Raw genomic sequence first — 12,112 nt, 5'->3', positions numbered from 1 at the left:
TATGAGAAATGCTGTTGTTAAGGCAGGAGCAAAATTCATCGTAAGTCCTGGATTCGATCCTGAAATCGTAAATTACTGTCTGGAAAAAGAAATTCCGATCTTCCCGGGATGTGTGACACCATCCGAAGTGGCACAGGCAGTAAAAAGAGGACTGAAAGTAGTTAAATTCTTTCCGGCAGAACCTGCAGGTGGAGTGGCTATGATCAAAGCAATGGCAGCACCATACAATCAGCTCCGTTTTATGCCGACAGGTAGAATCGGAACACAGAATCTGAAAGATTATCTGGGATTTGACAAGATCATCTGCTGCGGCGGAAGCTGGATGGTAAAAGCAGATCTGATCCAAAACGGCGAATTCGAGAAAATCTGTAATCTGACAAAAGAAGCGAAAGAACTGGCAAAGAGCATTCGCCCTTAATGAACTGAGCCCTTTTATCAAGGGGAACACATGACCTCTGAGGAGGTACTAATCTATCCTTTATAATATACAAAAAAGAACAGAAAAGATTTTGGTATCTGAGAATCTTTTCTGTTCTTTTTACTTGGCTTAAAGTGCATTGATGTGGATATGATTAAAACCTCTGGGAGATTTATTGTTTGGTTCAAAATAAGTTTCTGTATCTTTTTCATCACGGAAAATATCAGCAACAGAACCGTCACAAGCAACCAAACGATAACGGTTCCTGTATAGAGTAGGTTTAAGCTTCTGGTTAAAAATCTGCAAAAGTTCCCATAATGCACCATCTTTTAATTTTGTACGTTGGCGATAAAAAGCAGCTTTTGATGGTGTTTCATCGGAGCGTCCGAAAAAATGGTAAAGTTCTTCCCTTAAACAGTCATCTTCCATGGTCAGCAAAAGAAGAAGAAAATCATGGAAGCTAATGTATGAATTTTTTGCAGAATCAATCAGGCTTCTTCAGAAAAACTCACGATCACAGTTGGATATCCGCTCTGTTTTAGTCTTCGTTCCATCATGGCGGCATCATTCAATACATCGAACTGACCGACCAGAACCCGGTCATACTGGCTGCTGTCATCAATCCGGGCAGGGAAATCCATTTCGGTCAGTTCATTAAGAAGCCGTCTGGCATACGCCGGATTTCGGAATGCACCGACCTGCACACTGTAGGTTACAGATGGAGAAAAATTAGGAAATTCGGAGTCTGTATTTTTATCAGACGGATTCATGTGAGCAGAGTCTGACGTACAAGGAGAATCAGGGACTGAGCCTGAATTTGTCAGTGTACCAACATCTGATTTTGTAGAACCGTCAGCAGGAGAAACGGAAGCAGAAGTATCTGCGTCAGAAGAAGTCCTTCCTGATTCCGATGCGGTCGAACTGTTTCTTGCGCCTTCTGGTTTCCAGAGCCCTTTTTCTTCCAGCGTATCCAGGATTCCATCTGCAATTGCCTGCGCAATATCATTGAAGTTCTTATCGAAAATTGTGTTATCAGAATCGGAATTGATAAAACCGACTTCGACCAGAATCGCCGGCATTTTTGTACGGCGAAGGACAACCAGATTTGGGCGCGCCTTTACTCCGAGATCCTTGAACCCAACTGTCTCCAACTGTGCATTGATATTTTCCGCCATCTCATATTTGATGCCGGAAAGGTTATAGATCAGGCTTTCCACGCCCATGTACTGATTGGCAAGAGGACCGGAATTCCGGTGGATCGATATGAAGAAATCAACACCGGCTTCATTTGCCTCTGTTGCTTTCTGGAAAGGTGTCTCATAAATATCCGTTGTCCGTGTGTATTCCACATCAATTCCGCTGTTTTGTAAAATTTCTCCGATCGCAAGCACCAGCTTCAGTACATCATCCTTTTCCTGGCGACCATTATACACAGCTCCCGGATCACGTCCTCCGTGACCGGCATCGAGCATGATAGATACAGGCATAGATATACCTCAAAAAATGAACTTTATATAATATATGTCGGATATCCTGAAAAGTGAAAATGAGAAATCGATTAAGAAAAATATGCTGCGTGCTTTGCACTCTCGCAATTCTCAAAAACATTCGTAATTCGCTCATTTTTCTTTGAAAAATGGCTACTTACTCATGTTTTTGGTGGGTCAAGAGGTCAAAAATCCTCTTGTAAGCAAGCATGCATCGGCTTTCTGACCTTTTGACCCTGGTATCCTCATTATATTGCAGAAAAATAAATTGTCAGGTAGGAAATATAATGTTATGATAAGTCTGTAGCGATATGCTACAGGAAAGCAATCATTAGTTTGTTGATTACGTTTCTTGTCTTTCTTGACCGGAAGAACAAGAAAAATATATTCATATATTATAGAATCGGGAGAATCAAAATATGGCAGAAAGATTAGAATTTCGTGAAAAACTTTCAGGGATCCTTACCCTGTGTGAAAGCCAGAATAACATCACAGACAAAGCCACAGTCGAAGCTTACTTCGCAGAAGACAATTTATCAGCAGAACAGATGGAGCTTGTATTTGATTATCTTCTTTCCAAGAAAGTAATCGTAAAAGGCTACGTCAAAGCTGGTGGTTCGATCAAAAATGCAGAAAACACCGAAGGACCGATCCGATATACCCAGGAAGAACAGGATTATTTAAACCTTTACGAGCAGGATCTGAAAGGATTAAGAGATGGGGATCCATTAAAAGAACTCCTACCGGCAATCCTCACCATGGCAAAAGAGATGCACAGGGCAGATATCTACATCGGAGATCTCGTCCAGGAAGGCAACATGGGACTCATGCTCGCCATGGAAGACCATGCAGATGATACCGAAGCCCTTTTAAGCATGGCAAAAGAAAGCATGCAGGCACTTCTTGAATCTCAGGAAGAGACTAAAAAACAAGATAACCGCATGGTAGAAAAAGTCAACGACCTTGATGAACAGATCAAAAAACTTTCCGATGAACTCGGCCGAAAAGTCAGCGTAGACGAGCTGGAAGAATTCGCTGGCATCACCGAAGATGAGATCAGCAACATCCTAAAACTAGCCGGTGAAGAACTTCCCCCAGAAGAGAAGTAGAAATATACTGCAGAAAAAAATTATTTTACATAAATACATGTAGTTGATATTACACTATCGTCATACTATAAAAGTACGAAAAGAATATCTGCAACCAACAAACTTCAACAGTCAATAGAACCCACAGCCCGAAGATGGCTGTGGGTTCTGTTTCTCATAAATCATTCCATTCTGTTTTGTCTTGAAAAACCAGAGGGAGAGGTTATTGCAGCCTCTCCCTCGTCCATTCGCACAATCGAGTAAGCTGACGCCTACTCGATTGGCATACTTTGTACACCATCTCGCTTGACAGATCGATGATGTACATTCGCCAAATGCAGATCCTTATGCAAGCACAAATCTGCACTTGACTCATCGTATACACAAAAAAATGGATGCAGGAGAAACTCTCCCACATCCATTTTCTAATTTTGCATTTAAGCCTGCGGTCCAGCAGATACAAGTGCTTTACCAGCAGCATTTCCTTCGTATTTAGCGAAGTTCTTAACGAATCTTGCAGCAAGATCCTTAGCTTTTTCTTCCCATTCAGAAGCATCAGCATATGTGTCGCGAGGATCAAGGATTCCTGAATCAACGCCCGGAAGTTCTGTAGGTACTTCGAAGTTGAAGTAAGGAATTTTCTTGGTCGGTGCATTTAAGATGTCTCCGTTCAGGATTGCATCGATGATACCACGAGTATCTTTGATAGAGATACGTTTTCCTGTTCCGTTCCATCCTGTGTTAACGAGGTAAGCTTTTGCTCCGCTCTTTTCCATCTTCTTAACAAGTTCTTCTGCATATTTTGTCGGATGCAGTTCAAGGAATGCCTGTCCGAAGCAAGCAGAGAATGTTGGTGTCGGTTCTGTGATTCCACGTTCTGTACCGGCAAGCTTAGCTGTGAATCCAGACAGGAAGTAGTACTGTGTCTGTTCCGGTGTCAGTACAGATACCGGTGGAAGTACTCCGAAAGCGTCTGCAGACAGGAAGATTACATTCTTAGCTGCCGGTGCAGAAGAAATCGGACGTACAATATTTTCAATGTGGTTAATCGGATAAGATACACGTGTATTTTCTGTTACACTCTTATCAGCAAAATCAATTTTTCCTTCAGCATCAAGAGTTACGTTCTCAAGAAGAGCGTCACGTCTGATTGCGTTGTAGATATCTGGTTCAGATTCTTTGTCAAGGTTGATAACCTTAGCGTAGCATCCACCTTCAAAGTTGAATACTCCGTTGTCATCCCAGCCGTGTTCGTCATCACCGATGAGGAGACGCTTCGGGTCTGTAGAAAGTGTAGTTTTACCTGTTCCTGAAAGACCGAAGAAGATAGCTGTGTTTTCGCCGTTCAGATCAGTGTTTGCTGAGCAGTGCATAGCAGCGATTCCCTTAAGTGGGAGGTAGTAGTTCATCATAGAGAACATACCTTTCTTCATCTCTCCGCCGTACCATGTATTAACGATAACCTGTTCTTTGCTTGTGATATTGAATAAAACAGCTGTTTCAGAGTTAAGTCCAAGTTCTTTGTAGTTTTCAACTTTTGCTTTAGAAGCGTTGTATACTACGAAGTCAGGCTCGAAGTTCTCAAGTTCTTCAGCTGTTGGTTTGATGAACATGTTTGTTACAAAATGAGCCTGCCAGGCAACTTCAACGATGAAACGGATTGCCATACGTGTATCTTTGTTAGCGCCGCAGAATGCATCTACTACATAAAGTTTCTTGTTAGAAAGTTCTTTCTTGGCGATCTCCTTTACAGCTTCCCATGCTTCCTGTGAAGCCGGGTGGTTGTCATTCTTATATTCGTCTGAAGTCCACCATACAGTGTCTTTAGAGTTTTCATCAACTACGATGAATTTGTCTTTAGGGGAACGTCCGGTGTATACACCTGTCATTACGTTCACAGCACCAAGTTCGCTGACCTGACCTTTTTCAAATCCTTCAAGACCTGCTTTTGTTTCTTCTTCAAACAGTAATTCGTAAGAAGGGTTGTGCACGATTTCTGTTGTTCCAGTAATACCATACTTGCTTAAATTGATTTCTGCCATTGCAATTAACCTCTTTCTCCTAATTCTAGTTAAATGGTTAAATGATAAAAGCTGTGAGCGCAGATTTTATCATCTGATGAAGTAAAATTCTTCACCCATTTACCATAATTATACATAATTACGCAATAAAATCAATAAAAAACCGATATTTCTTGAAAAAATTGTTTAAAAAATAACGAAATCCCAAAAGGAAAAGGCAGCCCGCTTTGGACTGCCCTGAAATTGTTGTATATCCTGCAAAATATAAAGAAAAAATTTGTCAGGATTTCTTACTGGGAGGTCTGCTTAATCGTCATTTTCCGATGAGTCAGACGGATGTTCGCGGTAATTCTCCGGAAGATACAGGTGAACGGTCTCAATCCGGTTTTTGTCGAGCTTTTCTACGACCATACGGATTCCATCTTCGGTGACAACGGAGTCACCAGCTTTCGGAAGACGGTCCAGCTTTTCGATGATAAAGCCTCCGAGAGAATCATAATCTTCCGATTCCAGATTCAGCTCCAGGGAATCATTGAGATCGTCAAGATTAGTAGAACCCTCAATAATATATTCGTGTTCGCCTACCGCTTTGATATTTTCTTCTTCATTCTCATCATATTCATCGTGGATCTCGCCAACAATCTCTTCAAGAATATCTTCCAGGGTGATCAGACCGGATGTTTCACCGTATTCATCCAGGACAATTGCGATATTGAATGAGGCCTGGCGCATTTCAACAAGAAGCTCGGAAATGCTCTTGTATTCATAAGTGAAGTAGGCTTCACGGAGAATGTCTTTAATCTGGAACTCACTTTTCTTATTGTCATAAAGAAGAAGATCTTTCATATTGATCGTTCCGACAACATTATCCTTTGTCTCCTGGTAAACCGGAAGACGGGTGAATTTGTCTTCACGGAACAGGTCAATCAGTTCATCGTAACTGCTGTCAATATCAGCAAAAGTTACGTTGACACGGGGAACCATGACGTCTTTGGCAATGGCATCACCGAGATCAAACACATTGTAGATCATCTCTTTTTCATCCGATTCGATCACGCCGTCCTGATGGCTGACATTTACCACGCTTCGGAGTTCAGCTTCGGTCATGGTATTGTCTTTGGCATTCGGATCGATGCGAAGAAGCATCAGAAGACCGGTGGAGAGACCATTTACAATGAAGATAATCGGAGTCATGATCTTCATAAAAATATTGATAACCGGTGCGTAGAAAAGAGACATCTTCTCAGCATGAATGGTTGCCATCGTCTTCGGAGTAATCTCTCCGAAAAGGATGATGAGAAGCGTCATAAGCCCACTTGCGATCGCGACGGCGGTTCCACCAAGGCGGTATGCGATTGTGGTGGCAAGGGAAGCTACCGCAGTATTAACAATGTTGTTGCCGATGAGGATCGCGCTAAGCATTTTACCTGAATTCTCAGTTACGGCAAGTACGGCGCTGGCACGCTTGTTACCCTCGTCTGCAAGGGCACGCATCCGGATTTTGTTGTAGGTTGTAAGTGCTGTCTCGGCTGACGAAAATATGCCGGATAAGAGCAGCAGGACTAGCAAAATAAGTATTTGTGAGACACTCGAGTCCACAGTTAAAAATCACTCCTTTTTGAAAATAATGATAAAATTTCTATGTTATGCCCTACTATATCGCATTTCACTTAATTTTGCAAGAGCGCGTTGAACTTGCATATTTTTTGGTGTATCATATGATGTAAGTTCCAAAATTTATTTTTGACACTTACATCATATGAGGATGATATTAAAACGTGCTTTGGCACGTAGTAACTTCTATTTGGCGGGAGGTCCAATGGCAATTTCCTGTTAAATAAAAAAAGAAGAATGGCATAGAATATTTATAGATACTAGGAGAAGAGAATGGAACAGAATTTTGAGACATGTTTGTATAATGTGGTCGATGCAGCCAAAATACAGAAGGATGAACCGATGAAGAAGCATACAACCTTCCGAATCGGTGGTCCGGCAGATTATTTTATCATGCCATCGAATGAAAAGGAACTGGCAGAGGCAGTCCGGGTGTGCCGGAAATTTTTGATACCTATATATATAGTAGGAAATGGAAGTAATCTTCTGGTTGGAGACAAAGGTTTCAGAGGCGCGATCATCCAGCTTTATAAGAGTATGGGAACATTTCAGGTAGAAGGAAATCAGATTACGGCGCAGGCAGGATGTTCGCTTGCGCAGATTGCAAATGCAGCACTTGATGCAGCACTGACCGGATTTGAGTTCGCAGCGGGTATTCCGGGAACGCTTGGCGGAGCGGTTGTGATGAACGCCGGTGCGTATGGCGGAGAGATGAAGGATGTACTGACGAGTGTCAGGGTTATGACAGAAGAGGGCGAGATCATGGAGCTTCCGGCAGAAGAACTGGGACTGGGATACCGTACAAGCATTATTCCGGAGAAAAGATATATCGTTTTGGGTGCTGTGATTTCGCTTACAGAAGGCAAAAAAGAAGAAATAAAAGCGCAGATGGATGACCTACGTCAGAAGCGGGTATCGAAGCAGCCGCTGGAGTATCCGAGTGCAGGCAGTACCTTTAAGCGTCCGGAAGGATATTTTGCAGGAAAACTGATCCAGGACAGCGGACTGAAAGGATTTACAGTAGGTGGAGCGCAGGTTTCTGAAAAGCACAGTGGATTTGTGATCAATAAAGGAAATGCGACAGCGGCTGATGTGATGGAGCTGATCCGTCAGGTAACAGCGAAAGTGAAAGAAGATACCGGTGTTACGATGGAACCGGAAGTGAAACAAATAGGAGAATTTTAGGGATGAGATTCGTAATTGTAACGGGAATGTCCGGAGCAGGGAAAAGTACAACTTTGAAAATGATGGAAGACATGGGATATTTTTGTGTGGATAACATGCCGATTCCTTTAATGACAAAACTGACAGAACTTTTGATCGTTCCAAATGGTGAGATCACGAAGATCGCTCTGGGACTTGATATCCGCAGTGGTCAGAATCTGCGTGCACTGGACCAGGTTCTGGACGAACTTGAAAAAGCCAAGATACCACTGGAGATTCTTTTCCTTGAATCGAATGATGATACACTGGTGAAAAGATATAAAGAGACAAGAAGGAACCACCCACTCTCAAAGGGCGGCAGAATTGAGAACGGGATCGCCAAAGAACGTAAGAAGATTGCCTTTTTAAAAGAAAGGGCAGATTACATCCTGGATACAAGCCGGATGCTGACCAGGGAGCTGCGCAGTGAACTGAACCGTATTTTTGCCGAGAATAAAGAATACAAAAATCTCTACATTACCGTGTTATCTTTCGGATTTAAATATGGAATTCCGAGTGATGCAGATCTGGTATTTGATGTCAGATTCCTTCCGAATCCGTATTATATTGATGAACTTCGCCCGCAGAGTGGCAATGATAAGCCGGTCAGGGATTACGTGATGAATAACGATATTTCAAAAGAATTCCTGAAGAAGCTGGTGGACATGGTTGAGTTCCTGATTCCGAATTATGTCGCAGAAGGAAAGAACCAGCTTGTGATCGCAATCGGATGTACCGGCGGAAAACACCGCTCCGTGACACTTGCCAATGAGTTGTATGAACGGCTGTCTGTGGCAGAAAAAGAGTACGGTGTAAGAAAAGAGCATCGTGATATCGAGAAAGATGCAATTACGAAAGCAAAATAGGTGATAGTATGTCTTTTTCTGGAAATATTAAAGAAGAAATATCGCGCCAGCTAAGTCCGGCAAGGCATTGCCAGATTGCAGAACTTGCAGCGATCATCAGCATGTGCGGGGCTGTCATGATCGACAGCAGAGGTCAAGCAGCACTTAAGATTCATACGGAAAATCTGGCAGTTGCAAGAAAAAGCTTTACTTTATTGAGAAGAACGTTTAATATAGTGGTTGATATCGCTATTCGGGTGAACCGGGAAAAAGGCAGCAGCTACTATTATATAGTTGTAAAAAAACACGAAGATGCTGTCAGGGTTCTTCAGGCGGCAAAGCTGATCAATCCTTATGGAGAGGTGGAAGAAGAGCTTTCTGTAGTTAAGAATGTCGTGATTCAGGAAACTTGCTGTAAGCGGGCTTTCTTGCGTGGCGTTTTTCTTGCATCGGGATCTATGAGCGACCCGGAGAAGTCCTATCATTTTGAAATTGTCTGTGCGTCGATGGGGAAAGCACAGCAGATTCAGAAGATAATGAGATGCTTTGCTCTGGATGCAAAGATTGTATCAAGGAAAAAAACACTTGTGGTTTATCTGAAAGAAGGAGCTCAGATCGTGGATGTGCTGAATGTGATGGAGGCACATCAGTCACTGATGGAGCTTGAGAATATCCGCATATTGAAAGATATGAGGAATACGGTGAACCGAAAAGTGAACTGCGAGACTGCGAATATCAATAAAACGGTTTCCGCTGCTGTAAAGCAGATTGAAGATATAAGGTATATTGAGGAAACAAAAGGACTCGATAAGCTGCCGGAAGGATTGAAGGACATGGCCCTTACAAGACTTACATATCCGGAGGCATCTTTAAAAGAGTTAGGCGCACTTCTGCAAAATCCGGTAGGCAAGTCCGGAGTGAATCACAGATTGCGCAAGTTAAGTGAAATGGCGGAAGAGATAAGGGCTAAGCAAGGAGGAACATTATGATCAAAAAACCTGTTAAGATTCAATTGTCCGAGGGATTAGACGCCAGACCGATTGCGCTTCTTGTTCAGGAAGCTAGTCAGTATTCAAGTTCGGTATATATTGAAGTTGACCAGAAGCAAGTCAATGCAAAGAGCATTATGGGGATGATGAGTCTGACACTGCTGCCGGGAGAGGAAATCACCGTTGTTGCGAACGGAACAGATGAAAAGGAAGCGGCAGCTGGTATTGAAAGGTTTCTTGTGAACGTTAAGAACAGATAATTGCATAAAACATTGAAGAGTCTGCCAAAAGCAGGCTCTTTATGCTATAATGCATGTATCTGTAAGGAGCTGTGTGGACAGGTCTTACAGAGGAAAGAACAGATAACAGGAGGACGGACGTATGAAAAAAGCATTGTTTATTTATAATCCGAATGCAGGAAAGGGACTTTTAAAACCGAAGCTTTCTGATATTATTGACATTATTGTAAAAGCAGGATATGAAGTGGTTGTATATCCGACGCAGAAATATAAAGACGCTTATTATAAAGTAAAGACATTTACAGAGGAGTACGACCGTGTGATCTGCAGTGGTGGCGACGGAACACTTGATGAGGTCGTAACCGGAATGATGAAGAGAGAAAAAAAGATTCCGGTCGGTTACATCCCGACAGGAACGACCAACGACTTTGCGAGCAGTCTGCATATCCCGAAAAATCTTCTCCAGGCGGCAAGTACAGCAGCCGAGGGAAGAGAATTCCCTTGCGATATCGGACGATTTAACGGAGATGTGTTCGTATACATTGCAGCATTCGGACTCTTCACGGATGTATCTTATGAGACAAAGCAGGAAATGAAGAATGTTCTGGGACATCTGGCATATGTGCTGGAAGGAGCAACCAGAATTTTTGATATCCCGTCATATAAATTAAAAGTGACACATGACGGAGAAACGATCGAGGACGAATTTATTTATGGTATGGTGACGAATTCCAAATCTGTTGGCGGTTTCCGTAATATGATCGGGAAGAATGTGGTCTTTGATGACGGAGAATTTGAGGTTACCCTGATCCGGACACCGAAGAATCCAATCGCGCTTCAGGAGATCGTTGGGGCGCTTCTGAGCAGCCAGATCAATACGAAGCACATTTATTCATTTAAGACAGGTGAGATCCATTTTGAATCAGTGGAAGAAATCCCGTGGACGCTGGATGGAGAGTTCGGCGGCGAGCACGACAGTGTCTGCATCAAAAATGCGAAACAGGCACTTAAAATCGTAGTTCCGGAAGAGGAGCAGTAAAAAAGCAGTAAAAAATAAAAAAAAGGCTTGTCAAATGAAAAGAAGTACGCTATACTAAGCAAGTGAGTTGGCAAGACAGCTAATGAACGTACATCTGGCCCCCTGGTCAAGCGGTCAAGACGCGACCCTCTCACGGTCGAATCAGGGGTTCGATTCCCCTGGGGGTCAGCCTATAAAAGCCTTTAACAGAGAAGTGGAGGAATACAAAATGTTAGTTTCAGCAACAGAAATGTTAAAAAAAGCAAAAGCAGGTCATTACGCAGTAGGACAGTTTAATATCAACGATCTTGAATGGACCAAAGCAGTTCTGACTGCAGCTGAGGAATTAAGATCACCGGTTATCCTTGGTGTGTCTGAAGGTGCAGGAAAATACATGGCTGGATACAGAACAGTTGTAGGAATGGTAAATGGAATGATCAAAGAGATGGACATTTCAGTTCCGGTTGCACTTCATCTTGATCATGGTAGCTATGAAGGCTGCCTGAAATGTATAGATGCAGGATTCTCATCAGTTATGTTTGACGGATCTCATTATCCGATCGAAGAAAACATTGAGAAGACTACAGAACTTGTTAAACTTTGCCATGGAAAAGGACTTTCTATCGAGGCAGAAGTTGGTTCTATCGGTGGAGAAGAAGATGGTGTTGTAGGAATGGGCGAATGCGCAGATCCTAAGGAATGCAAGATGATCGCAGACCTTGGCGTTGATTTCCTTGCAGCAGGTATTGGCAACATCCATGGAAAATATCCGGCAAACTGGAAAGGACTCAGCTTTGAGACTCTTGCAGCAGTTCAGGAGCTCACAGGAGAACTTCCGCTTGTACTTCATGGAGGTACAGGAATTCCGGATGATATGATTAAGAAAGCGATTGACCTTGGAGTATCTAAGATTAATGTTAATACAGAATGTCAGCTGGTATTCGCAGAAGCTACCCGCAAATACATCGAAGCAGGAAAAGACCTTGAAGGAAAGGGATACGATCCACGTAAACTTCTGAAACCGGGTGCAGATGCAATCGTTGAAAAAGTAAAAGAGAAAATGATTCTGTTCGGTTCTGACGGAAAAGCTGAATAGTCTGATTTTTGACAATATCATGGACAAAGACGTCCGAAGAAAACGGTATAAAAGGAGTTTTGCGTAAGTGCAAGACTCCTTTATTTGAATCAAA

11 protein-coding genes, 1 tRNA gene and 1 pseudogene are annotated in these 12,112 nt (G+C 42.7%); 9 read left to right on the top strand and 4 right to left on the bottom strand.

From position 1 onward, the window contains the following. Positions 1–7 precede the first annotated feature (7 nt). Positions 8–418: pseudogene (gene eda / locus PGU50_RS09625) on the top strand (bifunctional 4-hydroxy-2-oxoglutarate aldolase/2-dehydro-3-deoxy-phosphogluconate aldolase); the annotation flags it as partial. Between the two features lie 129 nt (positions 419–547). On the opposite strand, the gene PGU50_RS09620 reads toward eda, so the two are convergent. Both PGU50_RS09620 and PGU50_RS18230 read right to left on the bottom strand, forming a co-directional pair. Further along, positions 548–856 (bottom strand): hypothetical protein, encoded by a 309-nt coding sequence (locus tag PGU50_RS09620; RefSeq protein WP_181974553.1) that lies wholly within the window; start codon positions 854–856, stop codon positions 548–550. 50 nt (positions 857–906) lie between these two features. Then, entirely contained in the window at positions 907–1,905 is a 999-nt protein-coding gene (locus PGU50_RS18230; protein ID WP_330672487.1) for an N-acetylmuramoyl-L-alanine amidase, read from the bottom strand. A 419-nt stretch (positions 1,906–2,324) separates the two neighbouring features. Here PGU50_RS18230 and PGU50_RS09605 point away from each other — a divergent pair, with 419 nt between their 5' ends. Further along, positions 2,325–3,014 carry a hypothetical protein gene (locus PGU50_RS09605; protein WP_117558564.1) on the top strand — a complete coding sequence of 230 codons (690 nt, stop codon included), beginning with the start codon at positions 2,325–2,327 and terminating at the stop codon, positions 3,012–3,014. 416 nt (positions 3,015–3,430) lie between these two features. Here the strand turns inward: PGU50_RS09605 and pckA are convergent, their stop codons facing one another. Together pckA and PGU50_RS09595 are read right to left on the bottom strand one after the other, a co-directional pair. Beyond that, positions 3,431–5,035: a phosphoenolpyruvate carboxykinase (ATP) gene (gene pckA / locus PGU50_RS09600; protein ID WP_055157751.1), complete on the bottom strand. Its 1,605-nt coding sequence runs from the start codon at positions 5,033–5,035 to the stop codon at positions 3,431–3,433. A 285-nt stretch (positions 5,036–5,320) separates the two neighbouring features. After that, positions 5,321–6,613: an HlyC/CorC family transporter gene (locus PGU50_RS09595; protein WP_117823385.1), complete on the bottom strand. Its 1,293-nt coding sequence runs from the start codon at positions 6,611–6,613 to the stop codon at positions 5,321–5,323. A 288-nt stretch (positions 6,614–6,901) separates the two neighbouring features. Between PGU50_RS09595 and murB the strand changes: the two genes are divergently transcribed. The 7 genes from murB to fba all read left to right on the top strand — a co-directional run bounded on the left by murB (position 6,902) and on the right by fba (position 12,018). Next, positions 6,902–7,813: a UDP-N-acetylmuramate dehydrogenase gene (gene murB, locus PGU50_RS09590; protein WP_117823387.1), complete on the top strand. Its 912-nt coding sequence runs from the start codon at positions 6,902–6,904 to the stop codon at positions 7,811–7,813. A 2-nt stretch (positions 7,814–7,815) separates the two neighbouring features. Then, complete coding sequence (gene rapZ, locus PGU50_RS09585) at positions 7,816–8,697, top strand: RNase adapter RapZ (RefSeq protein WP_022219977.1); 882 nt, start codon at positions 7,816–7,818, stop codon at positions 8,695–8,697. 8 nt (positions 8,698–8,705) lie between these two features. After that, a complete protein-coding gene (whiA, locus tag PGU50_RS09580) occupies positions 8,706–9,665 on the top strand; it encodes a DNA-binding protein WhiA (protein ID WP_117823389.1) in 960 nt (319 codons plus the stop codon). Beyond that, positions 9,662–9,925, top strand: a complete 264-nt coding sequence (locus tag PGU50_RS09575) for an HPr family phosphocarrier protein (RefSeq protein ID WP_117558570.1) — start codon at positions 9,662–9,664, stop codon at positions 9,923–9,925. The genes whiA and PGU50_RS09575 overlap by 4 nt, the downstream gene beginning before the upstream one ends. 121 nt (positions 9,926–10,046) lie before the next feature. Further along, positions 10,047–10,943: a diacylglycerol/lipid kinase family protein gene (locus tag PGU50_RS09570; protein WP_117823391.1), complete on the top strand. Its 897-nt coding sequence runs from the start codon at positions 10,047–10,049 to the stop codon at positions 10,941–10,943. Between the two features lie 96 nt (positions 10,944–11,039). After that, positions 11,040–11,111, top strand: a tRNA-Glu gene (locus PGU50_RS09565). A 40-nt stretch (positions 11,112–11,151) separates the two neighbouring features. Then, positions 11,152–12,018, top strand: a complete 867-nt coding sequence (gene fba / locus PGU50_RS09560; protein WP_022219974.1) for a class II fructose-1,6-bisphosphate aldolase — start codon at positions 11,152–11,154, stop codon at positions 12,016–12,018. The last annotated feature ends 94 nt before the right edge of the window (positions 12,019–12,112 follow it).

This window comes from Coprococcus sp. AM11-30B, from assembly GCF_027674365.1.
Lineage (GTDB): Bacteria > Bacillota > Clostridia > Lachnospirales > Lachnospiraceae > Allocoprococcus > Allocoprococcus comes.
The sequence above is the reverse complement of the archived record's forward strand: the minus strand, read 5'-3'. Positions and strand labels throughout refer to the sequence as shown.

What these genes read in the sequence shown, in the direction of transcription:
- PGU50_RS18230 (WP_330672487.1), bottom strand. Translation starts at nt 1,905, where the DNA reads ATGCCTGTATCTATCATGCTCGATGCCGGTCACGGAGGACGTGATCCG.
- PGU50_RS09605 (WP_117558564.1), top strand. Translation starts at nt 2,325, where the DNA reads ATGGCAGAAAGATTAGAATTTCGTGAAAAACTTTCAGGGATCCTTACC.
- pckA (WP_055157751.1), bottom strand. Translation starts at nt 5,035, where the DNA reads ATGGCAGAAATCAATTTAAGCAAGTATGGTATTACTGGAACAACAGAA.
- murB (WP_117823387.1), top strand. Translation starts at nt 6,902, where the DNA reads ATGGAACAGAATTTTGAGACATGTTTGTATAATGTGGTCGATGCAGCC.
- rapZ (WP_022219977.1), top strand. Translation starts at nt 7,816, where the DNA reads ATGAGATTCGTAATTGTAACGGGAATGTCCGGAGCAGGGAAAAGTACA.
- whiA (WP_117823389.1), top strand. Translation starts at nt 8,706, where the DNA reads ATGTCTTTTTCTGGAAATATTAAAGAAGAAATATCGCGCCAGCTAAGT.
- PGU50_RS09575 (WP_117558570.1), top strand. Translation starts at nt 9,662, where the DNA reads ATGATCAAAAAACCTGTTAAGATTCAATTGTCCGAGGGATTAGACGCC.
- PGU50_RS09570 (WP_117823391.1), top strand. Translation starts at nt 10,047, where the DNA reads ATGAAAAAAGCATTGTTTATTTATAATCCGAATGCAGGAAAGGGACTT.
- fba (WP_022219974.1), top strand. Translation starts at nt 11,152, where the DNA reads ATGTTAGTTTCAGCAACAGAAATGTTAAAAAAAGCAAAAGCAGGTCAT.